A 17,551-nucleotide genomic window follows, 5' to 3' on the forward strand; every position below is an offset into this window, starting at 1 on the left:
GGCCCGATACGGGCCCCAGCTCGCAGCCGGTTGAACGAACGGCAACCGAGGTACTTTCTATCTGATAGTAACCATGCTTACTATTTTACAGCGAGTGCAGCCGATTGTGATCAGCAGCCACCTGCCCGGAAAGAGAGCGACGATGACACAGAACGAATGGCCGCAGCGCGCAAGTTACCCCGAGGCCGGAGCGGCTACATCCAAGAAGGAGGCTGCCAAGGAAGGGGCACTGGATTCGGCGCAGCAGGCCTCGGACTCAGCCGGTGCCCTCGCCCAGGCAGCAAAAACCGAGGTTGCCGGCGTCGCAGCCGGAGCCAGGTCAGCGGCTGCGGATTTGCTCAGCGAAACAAGGTCGCGACTTAGCGGCCAGGCCTCCAGCCAGCAACAAAAGGCAGCATCTGGCCTGCGTTCCGTTTCGGACCAGCTGCATGCGATGTCGCGGGCATCCGACCAGCCGGGGGCCGCCGCCGATCTGATACGGCAAGCCGCGGAACGGTCCGAGGCCGCGGCGGCCTGGCTCGGCAGAGGCGATCCCGCCGCGCTGCTGGACGACGTGGCCTCCTTTGCCCGGAGGCGTCCCGGGACGTTCCTCCTCCTGGCCGCCGGCGCGGGCGTCCTGGCCGGAAGGCTCAGCCGGGGCCTTAGTGTCGGGGCGGGCCAGCAAGACGGCGGCCGCCACCGGGCGGAGATGCCCCCTGCAGCATACGGACAAGCAGGGATTGAACCGGCAGGGCTCGAACGGCCTTCCCGGGCTCCTGTGCCGCCACCCCAAGTGGACCTGCCCGGTGCGGAGACGGCGTCGGGGAGCTACGCCCCGCCGGCAGGCACGCCCGTACCCCCGCCGCCTGTCGGCCTGCCCGGTCCTAACGCCACCACCGCCGGATTCGCCGGTGCCGCGGGATTCGGCGGTGCCGCCGCAGCCAGGGCCGGACGCCCCGATCCGCTCGATTCCCCCCAGCTGGCAGAGGATCCCCGGTCCCCGACACATATCGCGGACGACCCCCTGGCCGGGAAGGAGTTGGCCGATGACCCGATGGGCAGCGACCCGCTCACGCGCGATAGACGGGGCCCGGGCCTGGGTTGACCGGGCCCGGATGCGGTACCCCGCAGAAGCCAAGGACAGCGTCCACAACCTGACCCAATGTGATTGCAGGGTGGCAGCAGCATTCCCCTTTCGAATCCTGCCGAACTGCAAGCCCCCGAAAGGATGGTCCAATGGCCACGAATGAAGCTCAAGAGACCAGCAAGGCCAAGGCGTCAGCGGCGCCTGCCCCCGACGACGAACGCAAGCCCGACAGCCCCACAGATGTCACCAAGCCCGCCTGGAAATACATCTTCAAAAAAACCCTGCGGGAGTTCACGCAGGACCAGTGCCCCGACCTCGCCGCCGGTCTGACGTACTACGCCGTCCTCTCGCTTTTCCCGGCACTGCTGGCCCTGGTTTCCCTCCTCGGCATCTTCGGTGATGCACAAAGCACGACGGCGGCACTCCTCCAGATCGCGCAGGGCGTCGCCCCCGGCGCAGCCATGGACACTATCAGAGGTCCCATCGAGGAACTCACCGCGTCCCCGGCCGCCGGCTTCACCCTCATCATCGGTCTCGCCACCGCCCTCTGGTCCGCTTCCGGCTACGTGACCGGGTTTGGCCGGGCCATGAACCGCGTTTACGAGATTGATGAAGGCCGCGGTTTCGTCAAGCTCCGCGGCACGATGTTTGGCGTGACCCTGCTTTCCGTGGTCATCGTGGCTCTGCTGGCCGCGATGCTCGTCCTCAGCGGGCCGGTGGCAGAAGCCGTAGGCGGTGCCATCGGACTGGGCGGGGCCTTCCTGACCGTGTGGAACATCGCCAAGTGGCCGGTCATAGTCCTGCTGGTCATCGTGATCATCGCGGTACTCTACTACGCCACGCCCAACGTGAAACAGCCGAAATTCCGCTGGATGAGCCTCGGCTCGTTCATCGCGCTGGTGGTCTTCGTCCTGGCCTCGCTGGGCTTTGGCTTCTACGTGGCCAATTTCGGGAACTACAACAAGACCTACGGCGCAATCGGCGGCGTGATCGTCATGCTGCTGTGGCTCTGGATCATGAACATGTCGCTGCTGTTCGGCGCGGAATTCGACGCTGAAATGGAGCGCGGCCGCCAGCTGCAGGCCGGCATCGAGGCTGAGGAAACCATCCAGTTGCCGCCGCGGGACACCAAGAAGAGCGACAAGCTGCAGGCCCAGGAGGAGGAAGACATCCGCCACGGCCGGGAGCTCCGCGAGCAGCACTCCAATGGAAAAAACGGCGAACAGAACGGCACTCACAAGGCGGGACGCAACGGACAGGACCCCGCAGAGAGGAAGTAGAGGCAGAAGGGAAGCACCGAAAACACGAGGACGACGGCGGGACTTCCCGCCGTCGTCCTCGTGCCGAAGCTCCCTGCAACCGCCCCTAAGGCTTGGACTGGCTCCGGTGCCAAAGGGTGATCCACAGGACTTCAGCCGCAGCATCAAGCAGATACATCCTGCTGAGGGTGCCGTTTCCGACATAGACCAGGTCAATGGTTGTGAGGGTGGCAGCGGTACCCATACCGATGCGTCTCGCCTGCTGCACCTCCGCTTTGCCTTTGCCGGTGCGAAGCTGAGCGATGCCGTTGACGAGCAGGAGCCCTCCGACAGTTCGGACCAGCCATTTGTCCGTCTTGGGACCGAAGACTGTTTCGAAGCTGGACATATGGACCAAGGGCCACAGCCCGTTGAGCACGTTGAAGACACCATGGACGCGGGCAATAAACAGGCCCGGCGGGTCACCCGAGGCCATTACTCGCAGGAGGTTCACTCGGGCAGTTCCATCTGGAAGCCGCAGCCGCATCTGAGAACCCTGGTAGACAGGTAGACGCCCAGGGCGTCTTCGCCCTCATCTTCAGTAGACAGAGGCGCCGAGAGCTTGCGCAGTTCCGAACCGGCTTTCTTCATCGGCTGCCCGCAGTGCATGTAGTGGCTGCCGAATATCAGCACGTCCCCCGTCTGTTCCGGACGGGCCAGGACCAGCGAAAGGTCGGCAACCTGGGCAGGGTGCTCGCTGAAGGTCCCGCACCGGCTGCACGTGTAGGAAACCATGACGACGTCGGGCGGCTGGCCCTGCAGATCGGTGACGGATCGGATGGTGAGGTAGTGGTCGCTGCCGCAGTTGCCGCACGTGACCGGCAGTGCCCGGCGCCGGCCTGCACCGTCAGAACGGAAGCCGTGGAAACCGAGAGACATGATCAGGCGGCGTGCGGGTAGCTGGTGAGTATGTAGTCCGCTGCCGCGCGGCCTTTCATTCTCAGCCTGCCGTTGTGGACATTGATGCGGCACAGCCGCATGCCCTTCCGGAAGGACGCGTCGGGCTTGGGCGTGATCCCCTGGAGCAAGCACCAGCTGGTGTACAAGCCGTAGAGGCAGTCCGGCCCCAACGGACTGTCTGTGTCTGGGGCAGGAGCAGTGGCGTCGGATAGGAACTGGCGGAAATGGGAGGTGGCCATGGCAGGCTCTTTCCTCAGAGTGCGTGACGGCCGCCATGAGGCTACAGCGGCGATACCTCGAGGGAGTGCACAAATCCCGGAGGGGTTCCCTGAAAGCAAGCGCACCGACAGGGTTCCTGGTTTGAAACTACCTTGCGCCCTCCCGCCTGTACAGGGTTCTGGCGGATTTCTGGAATATCGCGGCAGTCTCCGCACCCAATTCTAAAGTTGAAGGACAACCTGCAGTAACTGCAGTCCGGGTGCACCGCATTTCCCCCAGATGCCGGTGCATCTGGGGGAAAGCCCCGTGTTGCCTTCACATGGCGCGGGGCTTTTGGCATTTCCAGCCATTCTCCGAGGCAGACTTTGCTCCACAGTCCATCCTCACAGGATCCATCCGGCACCCGGCTGGGCGCAATTAGGGCACATGATTGGGTCTTTTTGATCTGCCCGGACCGGCATACCGTGGACCCAAGGCGCTGCCCGTCCCGGGCAGCCGGGACCAGGAGGAATCTCCCATGACAACGCACGTCGCAGACTGCAGCGTAACGAACTGTTCCTTCAACGACCACACCAACTGCAACGCCGCCGCCATCACCGTCGGCGGAGACGAAAACCACGCTCACTGCGCCACCTTCATCGACACCGGCTCCCACGGCGGACTCTCCAAAGTCCTCGCCGACGTCGGAGCCTGCCAGCGCTCCGAATGCGTCCACAACGACCACCTCATGTGCGGAGCCTCCGAGGTACACGTGGGCCCCGGCCGCGACAACGCCGACTGCCTCACCTACGCCCACCGCTAACCGCCCCCGGGCCGGGGCGGGCGTCGTCCCGGCCCTAAAGTACAGCATATGAATTCGGACAAACTAGGCGCAGAATCCCTGGCTGGCCGGTACAGACTGCTTGAGGTCCTGGGCAGCGGCGGCATGTCCACTGTTTACCGAGCGCAGGACGAAGTGCTGGGCCGGGACGTGGCCGTAAAACTCTTCCGCCACGACGATCCGGATCCCGCAGACCTCCAGCGGCGGCGGACTGAAATGCGCCTGCTTGCAGGACTGAGCCACCCCGGCCTCGTCGCGCTCTATGACGCGACGTTCGACGGCGCCGGCGACCTCGGGACGCTTGAGTACCTGGTCATGGAGTATGTCCCCGGAATCGATCTGCACCGGAGGCTCCGGGCCGGCCCCCTCTCAGATAGAGATACGCGCCGTGTGGGAGCCGAGACCGCCGCGGCACTGGACTTCATCCATGCCCGCGGCGTGGTGCACCGTGATGTGAAGCCCGCCAACATCCTTTTGCCAGAAGGCTGGTCAGAAGGGCGTGCGACTTCGAAACTGGCCGACTTCGGGATCGCCCGCACCTCGGGCAGCGACCGTCTCACCCTTTCCGACACAACCATCGGCACAGCCGCCTACCTCAGCCCGGAACAGGCAACAGGACATGAAGGACAGCCGGCTGCAGACATCTACGCCCTCGGGCTGGTCCTCCTGGAATGCCTGACCGGAACCCAGGAATATCCCGGCTCTCCCTTTGCATCAGCAGCAGCCCGCCTCTCCAGAGACCCCGTCGTCCCGGAACACCTGGGGCCCTTCTGGGGCGGCCTGCTCAGCCGGATGACCCGACGCGAGCCTCAGGCACGTCCTGCAGCCGCCGAAGTCGCTGCTACCCTCACCGGCCAAGCTGCGAACCCCACCCTGCGTCTGCCCTCTGCGGGGAAGCCCGGCACCGCAGCTTCGGCCGGCACCCCGGCAGAACGCCGATCGGCCAAGGGATTCCTGCCACAACCCGTGCCCGGCCAGCAGACAAACTCGACGATGTCCCGCCTCCCCGTTCCTCCGTCCAGGGCTCCCCGAACACCTCCCGTTACTCGGACACCACGAACACCCAACATCCAGGGCAAGGGGCGGGCAACGAAGGCCGCGCGGCGCACCTGGATCCCAGCCGCCGCAACGGCCGCCGCGGCCGGCATTGTCCTTGCGGTCCTGCTCTCGTCCGGTGTCCTGGCTTCAGGCCGCCCCGCTCCCGCCCCCTCCCCCGCACTGACCGGCCTCGTCGAGGACCATATGAGGGAACTAGAAGAAAGCGTGCGGCCATGACCGTCGGCCGGTCCATGAACCTGGCTCGCCTCCGACCCGTCCGCGTCCTGATCCTTGCGGCCGCCCTCGCCGTCCCGGGATGCGCCGCCCCTTTGGACCTGGACACCGGTACAGGCGCCGCCTTGCAGGAGCAGGTAGTAGCCGTCCGCGCAGCCCTGGCCGCCGGCGACTACGCTGGTGCCCTGACAGGGCTGGACACCCTTGCAGCTGACGTGCAACGGGCAGCATCGGAAGGCAAAATCAGCACGGAACGCAAGGCCCGCATCCTCCACGCCGTCACCCTCGTCCGCAGCGACGCGCTGGCCGCGATTCCGCCAGGGCCTGCCGCCCCTGCCCCGACTGAAGTACCCGGTCCGCTGCCGTCACAGTCGCAGCAGGACGGCGAAGAAGACAAGCCCCAAGACGACAAGCCACAGGACGAGGGTAAAAAGAAGGACGGGGAACCCGGCAAGGGCAAAGCCGAAGAAGAGAAGGCCAAGGGGAAGGACTAGGAGGCGGCCCTCGCCCGTTGCCGCCGTTGTAGAACTGAGCCCCGGCCAGCGGCTCATGTCCAGAGCTGCCCCCCACTTCGGGCCCCCTGAAAAACGGCGCGCAGGAGATCCTCGCTTGCCGGCTCTTCCTTATCCACATCATCGTGGACGCGTCGGGCGTTCTGCACTGCCTGCTGTTGACGGCCCCGTCTCTTTGAACGCGGCCACCCCGTGAGTCCCACTCGTCCCAACGTCGCCAAAGGTTTCCCCAACGGGGGAAACGAATACTGATTGCCATCCACATCCCCCTTCCTAGGAGACGACATGGCAGCCAGCCCACCCAACGGTTCCGTGCATCACCCACACGGGCGACGCAGAGCCTCAGCAACTCGTCTTGGCCGCAGCCTGTTCGAACGCCGAAATGTGGCGGCGGCAGTCGCCGTCCTGCTGACGGCCACCGGCGTCGGGTCCGCGGTTGCGGCTACCCAGGTAACGCAAACTAATCCCGGCGGTATCATCGCCGTCGGCCCCGTCAACTCGGCCTACGGCTTCCCCTCCTGGTACGAAGACAAGAACCACACGCGCCTCGAACTGTGCCTGGAGGCCCAAAACCCGCTCTGTGGCTTCCTCCCCGGCGATGTTCCAAACGAAGCGGCAGAAATCTCATTCCCGGACAACTTCCCCGACGAGGCCTTCTACATGCTGGCCGGATCCGAACTGGAGCTGCCAAACGGTGGCCAGGCGGTCCTGGTGCTCGGCCTGGAAGCCGCGTTCTCGAATTCTGTGACGGACGGCGACCAAGTCGTGTTCGGGCGCCAGCGCATCGTCGTCAAGGGCGGTCCGGCCAACCAGACCCTGACCTTCCAGCATCCGTACGGCACCATCACCATAGATACCGACGGAGCCGGCGACGGAAAACTTGTGGAAGACATCTCGCCGGCCATTGGAAACTTCACCACCGCTTTGAAGAGCAACATCGGGCCCTTCCTCAAATGGGACACCGGCGCTCCTGAGGGGTACCTGGGCGACCCAAACCAGGACCACACGGTGACGGGCAGCCCCTTCGGCTACAACAAGTTCTCCGTCAGTGGCGGCGGGCTGAACGTTGAGACTGACCAGTTCTCACTGATGGGCAAGATCGCCACGAACAGTGGTGTCAGCGCGGATTCGGCAGTGCTCAACGGCGGCATGATAGACGTCTTCGCCAGCAGCAGCAATTCCGCACAGCTGCAGGTTGAGGGCCAGGACGGGAAGTTCAAGCTGACCCCGATGGTCACGGACCCGGACTCGGGACGCTACTACGCCCGGATCCAGTTCACCGGGGACGCTCCGACGTCCGTCAAGATCACCAACATCGCGGATAAGCCGGCCAGCAGCAGCACCATCAACGTGAGCAAGCCAAGCGGCATCTCCATCACCAAAGCTGTCTTCGACGGCTCGAAGCTGGAGGTCGCGGCAACGTCATCGGTCGGATACCCGCTCGAGGTCGTCGGTCTGGGCACGCTCGAGGCTCCGGCGACGGAGGGCGCACCTGCTGAAGCATCGATCCCGGTGAAGGCGCCACCGGCGACCATTACCGTGAAGCATGATGCAGGCAACGCCGCAACTCTTGCTGTCACTGTAGCCGGCGGCAGTGCTACGGAGCCCGGGCTCGATCCCCTGACTCCGGCACCGGATTCGGGACCCGTCACCGAGACCGGGCCAGGCGGCGGCTCCACGGGAGGTACGGAACCGTTGACCGCAGCGGTCACCGCATCATCGACCACTGCGGCCCGCGGCACGAGCGTCCAGCTCGACGGGAGCTCGTCCACAGGCGAGGTGGGGTATCAGTGGAGCCAGGTAACCGGGCCAACAGTAACGCTCTCCAGCACCACCGCACCCAACCCCACAGTCGCTGTTCCATTGTGGGCCAGCACCCAAGATTCGGCGCCGAAGGCTCCCCCGACGCAAGGCCCAGCCCGAATCAAGCTGGTGACCACAGGGGCAGATGGCACTACCAAGGAAGCTTGGGTTGACCTGACGATTCAGAATGACTCAGTAACCATTGACGCCGGCTCACGCCACCGCAGGGGCAGCGAACTCCGGATATCGGGAACCTCCACCCTGGCGGGCAATACCGCCATCCTGACTCCCGCAACGTCCATCGTGGTCTGGGACGTCTCCAACGCCGCCACGCCGGTGAAGATCGGCACCGCTCAGGTGGACACCCTGGGTGCCTGGTCCTACAAGATCAAACCGGGCCCCGCCCAGCAGGTTACCCGCGTCATGGTCCAGTCCAGCAGGGGAGGTAGCGCGACGGCGTCCATCGCCAGCCGCTGACATCAGCCGTAGAAGCAAGAAGCAACGCCAGCAACAGCCTTGGGGCCCCGACCGCAACGCGGACGGGGCCCCAAGCCGTGGCCCCCCAAGGCATCACCTCCGGGGCTTAGCCAACTCCAGGCAGAAAGAGACAGAAAAATAGTCCCAGCCTGGGGCTGGGACTAGGCGCCTCGGCCGGAGCGGTGGACTACCTCCCCAACGGCCACACCACTGTAGCCTGTACGTTTTCCAGCGGGACACTGCCGTAGCTGCGGGAATCGATGGAGCCCGAACGATTGTCACCAAGGACGAAGACGTGACCGGACGGCACGGTGACCGGGCCAAAGTACGTGCCGTCGATGCGGCTGTGATCGATGCCCGGTTCAGGCTGCGGGGCGCCGTCCACCACAAGGACGGAGTCTTCAATGGCGACAGTCTGCCCCTCCAGCGCCACGGCACGCTTCAGCGTGGGGCGTCCATCCTCGGGACTGCTGAAGACGACCAGTCCCCCAGCTGGGACGCCGGCCAACTGGGGCCCGGGTTTGTAGAGCAGGATGATGCTGCCACGCGGGACAGAGGGTTCCATGCTTTCGGAGCTGACCGTCATGGGCTCAAGGACCCACAAACGGGTGACGAGCAAACCCCCGGCCAGAACCGCCGCCGCCGTGGTTTTCCTGTTCCAGAAGCCCTTCCGGGGCCCTCCGGCATGGCCTAGTCCCCTTGCCGCGCGGGCTTCCCGTCGCGTCAGGAACGCACCGCCTCCAGGAGCTGTTTTGAGTGGGCCACCGGTAAGGAGGATTTGCCGCCGGAAAACGGACACGACAGGATCTCCTTTCAAAGGCATGCCACGAGCATGTCGCCGTGTTCTTGGGAAATTCTGGAGCGGACAAGCCTGCCGGAGGGTCAGCCCGTGCCGCACCCCCATATGGGCCCCCACAAATCGATGGTTTAAGTGCTCTGCGGGCCGTCATTCCGGCGCTTTGGGCATCAGCAGAAACATCAACCCCATGCATCACGGTCCACTTCACAGGCCCCTTTGGACACTTTTGAGGCAAAACCGGGGCTTTGCAAGCACTAAGTGGGAGCCGGCACCCGGAAGTCAGGGGCTACAGGAAGTCCTGGTCCGAGATTTATCCAAGGTCGTTTCGACAATGTGGCGGTGGCAGGGAATTTACTTCCCCGCCTGGCCTTGAAGGTACTGGGGGCCACTAATCGAGTGTCCATCTGAGGAGTCACCATGTTTTCCAAGTCTGCTAACCGGCCCGAGATGCCCGATGGAGCGCGCCGCGCCCGTCGGGCAACCCGTCAGCCGATGACGACAACCTCCCGCCGTCTTGCCGCCGTTGTCTCCGGCGCACTGCTGGCCGCCTCGCTGGCGCCGCTCGCTGCCATCCCCGGGAGCGCCGCAACCGCCGGTATGGGTCCCGTGGATCCGGCCAACGGCTTTCCCGCCTGGTATTCGGACGGCACGGTCCGGCTGCAGCTCTGCTACGAGGCAGGGAAGGGCTGCCTTTCCGAACCGCCCAACCCGGAGGCGCCCGTTTCCTACCCCGACAACTTCCCTGATGAAGCGTTCTGGTTCGCGGCGGCGGCCGATGTCGGCACTATTGGCTCCTACGAAGCCGCCCTCGAGGCAGCACACGCCAACGAAGCAGTAGTCAACGGCGACCAGATGGGCTTCGGCCGGCTGCGGTTCCGGTTTGACGGGCTGCAGGCCGGCGCCTCCTACACCATTACGCACCCGTACGGGGTCCACACCTTCGAGGCCGACGCCACCGGCGTGATCAACGAGACCCTGGACGAGGGTTGCGAGCCGGGCGCGGCGACCGCCTGCGACTGGGCAGGAGTCGGCGCCGCCTTCCTGGGCGATTATGCGACCGGTTCTACAGCAACATTCCTCCGCCAGAACGGCGCAGAGGCCGGAACCATCGGGTCCATCGACACGGCACGGACTGTCACGGGAGCCCCCTCAGGCAATAACTTCGTCCGGGTGGTCGGACCGAACGCCGGCGGTCCCGGTGTCAACACGGTGACGACGAACCTGTTCACGGTGCAGGGCCTGATCTCCACGGCCACGGACGGTGCGCCTTCGACGCCGGACCTGGCAGCCGCTAGTGACAGCGGCCGCTCCTCCGCGGACAACGTAACGAATGTGACCACCCCCACTCTTACCGGCACGCTGCCGGCCGGTACGACCGGACCAGTCCAACTGGTCGTCGACGGCGCACCGCGCGCTGCCACGGTCACGGGTTCCACATACTCCCTGAAGCTGGCGCCGCTGGCCCAGGGCCGCCACACGGTCCAGGCGCGCGCAGGTGCGCTGACCTCCGCTGAGCTCACGTTCACCGTAGACACCACGGCACCGACTGTTTCCGTCACTGCACCGTTCCCGTCCACACCCAGCCTGGACAACACGCCCACGCTGAACTTCAGCAGCGCCGACGCGCAGGCACAGTACGAATGCCGGCTGCTTCCCACCAACGGCGCGTGGGATCCGACGTGCGCCTCACCGAAGACCTGGGACGCGCAGACCAACGGCTACCACACCTTCAGTGTCCGAGCCACGGACATGGCCGGAAACATCGGTGTCGTTGCCAACCGGAACATCCGCATCGGCACGGGCACGGGAGTCACCAGCGTCATGCAGGACTTCAATGGTGACGGACGTGCTGACATCGTGGCACGCGACTCCAGTGGCGTGCTGTGGACGTACCTCGGTAACGGCTCAGGCAGTTTCCCGAACCGGATCAGGGTTGGTGCAGGCTGGAACGTCATGAACTCCATCAGCGGGACCGGAGACCTCACCGGAGACGGCCGCGCTGACATCGTGGCCCGTGACTCCGCCGGAGTCCTCTGGACCTATCGCGGCAACGGCTCCGGCGCCTTTCCCACCCGGGTCCGGGTTGGGGCAGGCTGGAACACGATGAAGAGCATCAGCGCTGCCAGCGATGTCACCGGCGACGGACGGAGTGACCTGCTCGCCGTTGACTCCCAGGGCGTCCTGTGGAGCTACGCCGGCAACAACACCGGCACCTTCCCAAGCCGGGTCCGCGTCGGCGCAGGCTGGGGCACCATGGCCATCAGCGCAGCCGGTGACATCAACCGCGACGGCAAGGCCGACCTGGTCGCACGGGATGCCAGCGGAGTCCTGTGGTCATACATGGGCAACGCCGCTGGCGCCTTCCCCACCAGGGTCAGGGCAGGCGCAGGCTGGAATGCCATGAACGCCATAAGCGGCGCCGCAGACCTGAACAGCGACGGACGTGATGACCTCGTGGCACGCGACCGCAGCGGTGTTCTCTGGTCCTACCTGGGCAGCGGCACAGGCACCTTCCCGAACAGGGTCCGGGTTGGCGGAGGCTGGAACATCATGAACGTCCTCGGCTAAACCTTCAACAGTCCAATCAGTAAAAGCACCGCCCGCGTACACGCAGTACGCGGGCGGTGCTTTTACTCTGACCGGACAGTGACCAGGGCTAGCGGACCACAGCCAGCGCGAAACCGTCCCAGCCCTTGGACCCCACCGTCTGGATGACAGTGGCGTCCAAACGGCTGTCTTCCCCCATCATTTTCAGGGCACTGATAATCCCCGGCGCGTTGACCTCGTCCAGGGCAGGGTCCAGCACCGCACCCTCCCACACCACGTTGTCCATGACGATGGTGGTACCTGGCCGGCCCAGGCGAACGGCCCACTGCAAGTACTGGGGGTCGTTCTCCTTGTCCGCGTCAATAAAGACAAAATCGAAGGGACCCGCGTCCTCGTCTTCCAATGCGGGCAGTGTATCGAGCGCAGCACCGATCCGGATTTCCACTTTGTGGCCGACTCCGGCGGCGTCCACATTCTTCCGGGCAACGTCGGCATGCTTGGTCAGGTATTCGCACGTCACCAGCCGGCCGTCGTCGGGAAGCCCCTGAGCGATCCAAATGGTGCTGAACCCGGCCAGGGTGCCGATTTCCAGCACCCGTTTCGCGCCCGATGCTCTGACCAGCAACTTCAGCAGCTTGCCGGCGTTCGGGGTCACCTCGATGGCCGGCATCCCTGCGTCGGCGGCGGACTGCAGCGCGCGCTGCAGGTCGGTCCCCTGATGCACGACGGCGTCCGACAGAAACTTTTCTACGGCCACCCACTCCGGCCGGGACTTGTGCTCGATCATGGTCTTCTCATGCCTCCTCGTCGAGCCTGACACCCGCTCCTTCGAGCGCCCGCTCCAGGCGCTCGACCTTCCCCGTCAGCTCGCCCTCATGGCCTGGCCGAATGTCTGCCTTTAGCACGAGGGACACGCGGGGCCCATACTCACCCACAGCTTCAGTTGCCCGCTTGACGACATCCATCACCTCGTCCCAGTCACCTTCTATCTCTGTGAACATGGAACTGGTCCGGTTCGGCAGGCCCGACTCCCTCACGACCTTGACTGCCGCCGCAACGGCGTCATGAACCGAGTCGCCGACGGTACCCGAGGGAGCTACTGAAAACGCTACGATCACTGGAATCTCCTATGTACTCTTTGGGCACAAAAGCATGCTCATGGGCGGGGGCTGCATCGCCAGATCTTCCTTGGTGCGGCCTGAGGATGCAAGCACTGTGGGTTCAGTCTGGCACGGCCGAAAAAGGCAGCCGAACGTGTGCTGCGTCATATTGCCGGGCTACCAATCGGTAACGAAGAAGGCCGAACGGTGCGTTGCTAACCTGAAGACATGAACCTCGCAGTAGAGCGCAAGCCCCTTCGTGCCGACGCTGCCCGCAATGTGGACAAGATCATCAATGCGGCCCGCGAGTGTTTCAGGGAGTATGGCCCGGAGGTTCCCCTGCAGACCATCGCTGCTACTGCAGGAGTAGGGCCGGCAACACTCTTCCGCAACTTCTCGGACAAGGAGCAGCTGGTCTTGGCTGCGCTGAACCGCCAACTCCGGCTGACCGTCGACCCGGTCATCGATATCGCATTGGCCGGCCAGGACGCCGCCGACGGCCTTTTCCGCGTCATCGATTCCGTGATGGCCGCGGCAAGCGAGAATGCCAATTTGCTCGGCGCCGTGGCGGGGCGCCGCGATCTCCTGACAGGCATCACCGGGAGCCTCATCGAATCCGTTGGGATCCTCCTCGGCCGGGGCCAAGGGCAAGGCACGCTCCGCACAGACATCTCACTGACCGACATGGTGCGACTGCTTGCCATGCTCATCGGAGTGGTGGACACGATGGAGCCGGGCTCTGATGCCTGGCGCCGTCCTGCTGCCCTGGTGGAGGACGCCATACGCTCCGAGCGGCCGGAGCGGTCACTGCCGCCGCAGGTGCCGATGCCTGGAATGCAGCTCGACTAGCACAGTTCGCCAGCACGGGATATTCCGCTGAACTAAACTCCACAGTAAGCTGGGCAGACCAGTGGTTAGGCAGCCAGCCTCGGGTACGTTTCCATTGCACGGAGCAAAACATGGCACTTTCACGAGTGAATAAGTCCGCGGCTGGGTTAGCATGAACCGCTCCCAACTCGCCCATTTCATGAAAAGTTCCGGTGATCCGGAAGAGACCCTCACTGCGGCCACCACAGATGAGCTGGGAATTATCGTGGATGCGCTCTACCGCAACCTGGACACTCCCAAGCCCGTGTTCGGAGCCCAGGACTGGTATGACCTCGCCACCGAGGAACTGGCCAGGCGCTCCGCACCGTCCTCGCCGGACGCCTACGGAGCGGCTTAACCCGGCGGCAGGTCATCTGCGGGATCAGTTCCAGCCCGCGAGCCGGAGCAGAGCCGCGGTTCCAGCGCCCGCCAGGACAACCACCAGGAATGGAGCGCGGAACAGCAGCGCGACACCGGCCGCCGCGAGCGCTCCGAGCCGGGCGTCCAAAAGGAGCTCCTGGCCCGATGCTGCGGCGTTGACTACCGTCAGGGAGGCAAGCAGGCCGATGGTCATTGTTCCGGCTATGCGCGACGTCCTCGCATTTTTCAGCAGCGTGGCGGGGACGAGGTAACCCACAAGCTTCCATGCGTAGGCAAGCAGGCAGGACAGCAGCAGCCACAACCAAAGATTCATGCGGAATCACTGGCTGTACTTCCGCCTCCCGGATGGGATCCGTGCTGCCTGCGTTCATCGTAGGGATTGATGTCGGGCTCCAGCCCTTCATCCCTGGGCCCGTGGCTGAACCAGCCAAAGAGCGCCGCAACAGCCGCAGCCACCAGGATCGGCACACCTGCCGGAACGAACGGAACCGCCAAGACGGTGGCAAGCGCGCACAAGATCGCGATGGCCACCGGCTCCTTGCCTTTGAGTCTTGGCCAGAGCAGCGCCAAGAACGCCGCCACTGCGGCGCCGTCGAGCCCCCACTGTTTGGGATCGCCCAAGGCGCTGCCCGCGAGCGCCCCTACGGCCGTGAAGACGTTCCACAGGATGAAGATGCCAAGCCCCGCGGTCCAGAATCCGCGCTGCTGTTCCAGAGGATCGGTCTGTCCCGTGCTCGTGGCGGTGGATTCATCAATGGTCAGCTGGGCGGCCGCGTACTTGCGCCAGCCTTTCGGATGCAGCAGCACATTGAGCTGCATGCCGTATATGCCGTTGCGCATCCCCAGCAGAGTAGCGGCTCCCATCGCGGCAAGTCCCGATCCTCCTCCGGCAACCACGCCAATGAAGGCAAACTGCGAGCCGCCGCTGAAAAGCAGCAGGCTCAGTGCCATCGTCTGCCAGAAATCCAGTCCGGACGTCACGGAGAGGGCACCAAAGGAAACGCCGTAGAGGCCAGTTGCCACGCTGATGGACAGGCCCACCCGCACCGCCGGGGACTGCAGGAGGTGGGAAGGAAAGGTGAGGGGCATGGCACCACTCAATCACAGCTTGCAGGAGCGGTTACACAGGCTGCAGTTGGGCCAACACCTGCGCCGGCCGGTTGGTGGTGATCTCCTGGAACCCCATCCCCAGGCACAACGCCACGTCCTCGGCCGTGTCCACCGTCCACACCCTGAACCTGCGGCCGGAATCCAGCCAGCGGCGGACAGTGGCGGCGTGCTCCCGGACATAGGCGATGCCGGGACCTGCCATCCCCACATCGCAGGCGTTGAGGATCCGCTCGCCCTCAAGCTGGGCAGCCTTCATAACGTTGGCAACGGCACCGCCGGTCAGTGGACCAAGGCCAAGGTCCCGGCGGATTTCCACCACGTTGATGTCGTCCACAAGCTGGCAAATGAACTCAGCAGGGACGGACTTACGCAAGTGCCGCACGGCATCGGGACTGAAGCTCATGAAAGTGACCCTGATGTTGTCCAGCCGGGACGTCCGCAGGTTCCATCCCTGCGCCCGGAGGACATCCAGCACGCGGTCTTCGAGTTTGAGCTGATAGGGGCTGGGGTGTTTCAGCTCGATGGCCAGGCCGATCTCGCGCCCTGCGCCACGGAGCAGACCCAACAGATCGGTCAGAGTCAGAAACTGGTCCGAGCGCGGGCCGAAGGCTTCCGGAATCCGGACGCCCTTCCACGACGAGAAATCCAGCTGGCGCAGCTCCTTGAGGGTCCGCTCGGCCACGGGACCTGTACCATCCGAGGTGCGGTCGAGATTGGCATCGTGCAGCAGCACCACGTGCTGGTCCCGGCTTAGCTGCACATCGCACTCCACACCGTCGGCACCGTCGGCGAGGGCCTGAAGATACGCCGCCCTGGTGTGCTCCGCGAAATCCGCGCTGGCGCCCCGATGGGCATACACCAAGGGACGGACTGAAGCGGACGCGTCGGTTGTCATGCTGACACGTTAGCCGACGGCCCCGGTGAAAGCGGGACTAGGCTGGGCACATGCAGGTGAACTCTGAGACAACCACCAAGCCCGCCGCCCCCCACGCCGGCCCGCTCCGCCGGACGCCGCCGGCTGCCACGCCAAACCAGTTCCCAGAGGGTGATGCTGAGAAGGCCGCTGCGCTTCGGAAGATGAAGCTCCTGGCGCTCTCCCTGCTGATCGCCATGGCTGTTGTGTTCACCATCGCCTTTGCCCTGCAAAAGCAGTACCCCTGGCTGGAATACGTGCGGGCTGCTGCAGAGGGCGGGATGGTGGGGGCACTCGCTGACTGGTTTGCGGTAACTGCACTGTTCAAGTATCCGATGGGCGTGAAAATCCCGCACACCGCCATCATTCCCCGGCGCAAGGACCAAATCGGAGCATCACTGGGCGAGTTCGTGGAGACCAATTTCCTCTCCGAGCAGGTGGTTCAGGACAAACTGGCCAGCATCAACATCGCCGGCAAGGCGGGCCAGTGGCTGTCCGCCCCGGGTGGTGCCGAGCGCGTAGCGAAGGAGGGCGGTGCTGCCATCCGCGGTGCGTTCAAGGTCCTCAATGACGACGACGTCCAGGCAGTAATCGAGGGCATGGTCCGCCGGCATCTGCTGGCTCCCCCGTGGGGACCACCGGTAGGTCGGATGGCCGAACGTATCTTCGCCGAAGGCCACCACCACACGCTGGTTGACCTCTTGGTGGACCGCGCCGCGGACTGGGTGGCAGCCAACCACGAGACGGTCAGCCGCCTGGTCACGGACCGCTCCCCGCAGTGGGTGCCCAAGATCGTGGACGGCCTCGTGGGCGACAAGGTCTACCTCGAAATCCTCAAGTTCACGAGGGCCGTCCAGGCAGACCAGAACCACGAGGTGCGCCGGTCGATCGACAAGTACCTCACAGACCTGGCCCACGATCTGCAGTACGATCCTGCGATGATCGCCCGTGCAGAAGGCATGAAAGCCCAGATCCTGGGAGACCCCGAAGTCCGTGAACTCGCCTCGCGGACCTGGTCGACCATCAAGAGTGCGCTGCTGACCGCCGTCGACGATCCCGACAGCGAACTGACGGTCAGGTTCAAGGCGGCCGTGCGTGACTTCGGAGCACGGCTGGTCAATGACGAAGAACTGGCGGGCAAGGTGAACACCTGGATCGGTGACGCAGCGGGCTATCTTGTCCGCACGTACCGTTCCGACATTGCCGGCGTCATCACCGATACGGTGGCCCGCTGGGATGCGGAAGAGACCTCGCGGAAGATTGAACTGCAGGTGGGCAAGGACCTTCAGTTCATCCGGATCAATGGCACCGTGGTGGGTTCGATGGCCGGCCTGGCGATCTTCACCGTTGCGCATCTGGCCTTCGGCTGACACTCGTCCTGGCACCCGGGACCGCACAGGAAAAGCCGGTAATTCTCCCTTGACAGGGTTTTCCCCTTGACAGGGCGGGCAGACAGGCGCATTTTTA

At 64.6% G+C, this 17,551-nt stretch carries 19 protein-coding genes; 10 read left to right on the plus strand and 9 right to left on the minus strand.

Annotated features, from left to right (window positions below; translation table 11 throughout):
* Positions 1 to 142 precede the first annotated feature (142 nt).
* Both M1E01_RS17285 and M1E01_RS17290 read left to right on the plus strand, forming a co-directional pair.
* Positions 143 to 1,084 carry a hypothetical protein gene (locus M1E01_RS17285; RefSeq protein WP_457972751.1) on the plus strand — a complete coding sequence of 314 codons (942 nt, stop codon included), beginning with the start codon at positions 143 to 145 and terminating at the stop codon, positions 1,082 to 1,084.
* Positions 1,085 to 1,215: 131 nt separating this feature from the next.
* Positions 1,216 to 2,346 (plus strand): YihY/virulence factor BrkB family protein, encoded by a 1,131-nt coding sequence (locus tag M1E01_RS17290; protein ID WP_457972752.1) that lies wholly within the window; start codon positions 1,216 to 1,218, stop codon positions 2,344 to 2,346.
* A gap of 85 nt (positions 2,347 to 2,431) precedes the next feature.
* Here M1E01_RS17290 and M1E01_RS17295 read toward each other — a convergent pair whose 3' ends face one another.
* Genes M1E01_RS17295 through M1E01_RS17305 form a run of 3 tightly spaced genes read right to left on the minus strand, consistent with a single transcriptional unit; the run spans position 2,432 to position 3,503 of the window.
* Positions 2,432 to 2,818 (minus strand): hypothetical protein, encoded by a 387-nt coding sequence (locus M1E01_RS17295; RefSeq protein WP_457972753.1) that lies wholly within the window; start codon positions 2,816 to 2,818, stop codon positions 2,432 to 2,434.
* Positions 2,815 to 3,243 (minus strand): hypothetical protein, encoded by a 429-nt coding sequence (locus tag M1E01_RS17300; protein WP_457972754.1) that lies wholly within the window; start codon positions 3,241 to 3,243, stop codon positions 2,815 to 2,817. The genes M1E01_RS17295 and M1E01_RS17300 overlap by 4 nt, the downstream gene beginning before the upstream one ends.
* A 2-nt stretch (positions 3,244 to 3,245) precedes the next feature.
* Positions 3,246 to 3,503 carry a hypothetical protein gene (locus M1E01_RS17305; RefSeq protein WP_457972755.1) on the minus strand — a complete coding sequence of 86 codons (258 nt, stop codon included), beginning with the start codon at positions 3,501 to 3,503 and terminating at the stop codon, positions 3,246 to 3,248.
* 497 nt (positions 3,504 to 4,000) lie between these two features.
* Between M1E01_RS17305 and M1E01_RS17310 the strand changes: the two genes are divergently transcribed.
* From M1E01_RS17310 to M1E01_RS17325, 4 genes are all read left to right on the plus strand, one after another.
* Positions 4,001 to 4,285, plus strand: coding sequence for a DUF1540 domain-containing protein (locus tag M1E01_RS17310; protein ID WP_457972756.1), 285 nt, complete (start codon positions 4,001 to 4,003; stop codon positions 4,283 to 4,285).
* Positions 4,286 to 4,333: 48 nt separating this feature from the next.
* The gene (locus M1E01_RS17315; RefSeq protein WP_457972757.1) at positions 4,334 to 5,578 is read left to right on the plus strand and encodes a serine/threonine-protein kinase; all 1,245 of its coding nucleotides are present in this window, start codon (positions 4,334 to 4,336) and stop codon (positions 5,576 to 5,578) included.
* On the plus strand, positions 5,575 to 6,069 hold the full coding sequence (locus M1E01_RS17320; protein WP_457972758.1) for a hypothetical protein: 495 nt from the start codon (positions 5,575 to 5,577) through the stop codon (positions 6,067 to 6,069). Before M1E01_RS17315 ends, M1E01_RS17320 begins: the two co-directional genes overlap by 4 nt.
* A gap of 303 nt (positions 6,070 to 6,372) precedes the next feature.
* Entirely contained in the window at positions 6,373 to 8,367 is a 1,995-nt protein-coding gene (locus M1E01_RS17325) for a hypothetical protein (RefSeq protein ID WP_457972759.1), read from the plus strand.
* Positions 8,368 to 8,554: 187 nt separating this feature from the next.
* Here M1E01_RS17325 and lepB read toward each other — a convergent pair whose 3' ends face one another.
* Positions 8,555 to 8,953, minus strand: coding sequence for a signal peptidase I (gene lepB / locus M1E01_RS17330; protein WP_457972760.1), 399 nt, complete (start codon positions 8,951 to 8,953; stop codon positions 8,555 to 8,557).
* A 630-nt stretch (positions 8,954 to 9,583) separates the two neighbouring features.
* On the opposite strand from lepB, the gene M1E01_RS17335 reads away from it, so the two are divergent.
* A complete protein-coding gene (locus tag M1E01_RS17335) occupies positions 9,584 to 11,734 on the plus strand; it encodes an FG-GAP-like repeat-containing protein (protein ID WP_457972761.1) in 2,151 nt (716 codons plus the stop codon).
* An 88-nt stretch (positions 11,735 to 11,822) separates the two neighbouring features.
* Here the strand turns inward: M1E01_RS17335 and M1E01_RS17340 are convergent, their stop codons facing one another.
* Positions 11,823 to 12,500 (minus strand): O-methyltransferase, encoded by a 678-nt coding sequence (locus M1E01_RS17340; protein WP_457972762.1) that lies wholly within the window; start codon positions 12,498 to 12,500, stop codon positions 11,823 to 11,825.
* Positions 12,501 to 12,507: 7 nt separating this feature from the next.
* Complete coding sequence (locus M1E01_RS17345; protein ID WP_309108859.1) at positions 12,508 to 12,831, minus strand: MTH1187 family thiamine-binding protein; 324 nt, start codon at positions 12,829 to 12,831, stop codon at positions 12,508 to 12,510.
* A gap of 210 nt (positions 12,832 to 13,041) precedes the next feature.
* Between M1E01_RS17345 and M1E01_RS17350 the strand changes: the two genes are divergently transcribed.
* Both M1E01_RS17350 and M1E01_RS17355 read left to right on the plus strand, forming a co-directional pair.
* Entirely contained in the window at positions 13,042 to 13,662 is a 621-nt protein-coding gene (locus M1E01_RS17350; protein WP_457972763.1) for a TetR/AcrR family transcriptional regulator, read from the plus strand.
* A gap of 151 nt (positions 13,663 to 13,813) precedes the next feature.
* Complete coding sequence (locus M1E01_RS17355; RefSeq protein WP_309108857.1) at positions 13,814 to 14,038, plus strand: hypothetical protein; 225 nt, start codon at positions 13,814 to 13,816, stop codon at positions 14,036 to 14,038.
* Positions 14,039 to 14,062: 24 nt separating this feature from the next.
* Here M1E01_RS17355 and M1E01_RS17360 read toward each other — a convergent pair whose 3' ends face one another.
* Genes M1E01_RS17360 through M1E01_RS17370 form a run of 3 tightly spaced genes read right to left on the minus strand, consistent with a single transcriptional unit; the run spans position 14,063 to position 16,066 of the window.
* Positions 14,063 to 14,374 carry an AzlD domain-containing protein gene (locus M1E01_RS17360; protein WP_309108856.1) on the minus strand — a complete coding sequence of 104 codons (312 nt, stop codon included), beginning with the start codon at positions 14,372 to 14,374 and terminating at the stop codon, positions 14,063 to 14,065.
* A complete protein-coding gene (locus M1E01_RS17365) occupies positions 14,371 to 15,150 on the minus strand; it encodes an AzlC family ABC transporter permease (RefSeq protein WP_457972764.1) in 780 nt (259 codons plus the stop codon). Before M1E01_RS17365 ends, M1E01_RS17360 begins: the two co-directional genes overlap by 4 nt.
* A gap of 31 nt (positions 15,151 to 15,181) precedes the next feature.
* Entirely contained in the window at positions 15,182 to 16,066 is an 885-nt protein-coding gene (locus tag M1E01_RS17370) for a glycerophosphodiester phosphodiesterase (RefSeq protein WP_457972765.1), read from the minus strand.
* Positions 16,067 to 16,116: 50 nt separating this feature from the next.
* Here M1E01_RS17370 and M1E01_RS17375 point away from each other — a divergent pair, with 50 nt between their 5' ends.
* Positions 16,117 to 17,454 carry a DUF445 domain-containing protein gene (locus tag M1E01_RS17375; protein ID WP_457972766.1) on the plus strand — a complete coding sequence of 446 codons (1,338 nt, stop codon included), beginning with the start codon at positions 16,117 to 16,119 and terminating at the stop codon, positions 17,452 to 17,454.
* Positions 17,455 to 17,551: the final 97 nt, after the last annotated feature.

Source organism: Arthrobacter sp. D1-17, from assembly GCF_054130535.1.

Coding starts and splice junctions, on each gene's coding strand:
- M1E01_RS17360 (WP_309108856.1), bottom strand. CDS start 14,374: ATGAATCTTTGGTTGTGGCTGCTGCTGTCCTGCCTGCTTGCCTACGCA.
- M1E01_RS17340 (WP_457972762.1), bottom strand. CDS start 12,500: ATGATCGAGCACAAGTCCCGGCCGGAGTGGGTGGCCGTAGAAAAGTTT.
- M1E01_RS17305 (WP_457972755.1), bottom strand. CDS start 3,503: ATGGCCACCTCCCATTTCCGCCAGTTCCTATCCGACGCCACTGCTCCT.
- M1E01_RS17350 (WP_457972763.1), top strand. CDS start 13,042: ATGAACCTCGCAGTAGAGCGCAAGCCCCTTCGTGCCGACGCTGCCCGC.
- M1E01_RS17355 (WP_309108857.1), top strand. CDS start 13,814: ATGAACCGCTCCCAACTCGCCCATTTCATGAAAAGTTCCGGTGATCCG.
- M1E01_RS17300 (WP_457972754.1), bottom strand. CDS start 3,243: ATGTCTCTCGGTTTCCACGGCTTCCGTTCTGACGGTGCAGGCCGGCGC.
- M1E01_RS17375 (WP_457972766.1), top strand. CDS start 16,117: ATGCAGGTGAACTCTGAGACAACCACCAAGCCCGCCGCCCCCCACGCC.
- M1E01_RS17310 (WP_457972756.1), top strand. CDS start 4,001: ATGACAACGCACGTCGCAGACTGCAGCGTAACGAACTGTTCCTTCAAC.
- M1E01_RS17315 (WP_457972757.1), top strand. CDS start 4,334: ATGAATTCGGACAAACTAGGCGCAGAATCCCTGGCTGGCCGGTACAGA.
- M1E01_RS17285 (WP_457972751.1), top strand. CDS start 143: ATGACACAGAACGAATGGCCGCAGCGCGCAAGTTACCCCGAGGCCGGA.
- M1E01_RS17365 (WP_457972764.1), bottom strand. CDS start 15,150: ATGCCCCTCACCTTTCCTTCCCACCTCCTGCAGTCCCCGGCGGTGCGG.
- M1E01_RS17290 (WP_457972752.1), top strand. CDS start 1,216: ATGGCCACGAATGAAGCTCAAGAGACCAGCAAGGCCAAGGCGTCAGCG.
- M1E01_RS17335 (WP_457972761.1), top strand. CDS start 9,584: ATGTTTTCCAAGTCTGCTAACCGGCCCGAGATGCCCGATGGAGCGCGC.
- M1E01_RS17370 (WP_457972765.1), bottom strand. CDS start 16,066: ATGACAACCGACGCGTCCGCTTCAGTCCGTCCCTTGGTGTATGCCCAT.
- M1E01_RS17325 (WP_457972759.1), top strand. CDS start 6,373: ATGGCAGCCAGCCCACCCAACGGTTCCGTGCATCACCCACACGGGCGA.
- lepB (WP_457972760.1), bottom strand. CDS start 8,953: ATGACGGTCAGCTCCGAAAGCATGGAACCCTCTGTCCCGCGTGGCAGC.
- M1E01_RS17320 (WP_457972758.1), top strand. CDS start 5,575: ATGACCGTCGGCCGGTCCATGAACCTGGCTCGCCTCCGACCCGTCCGC.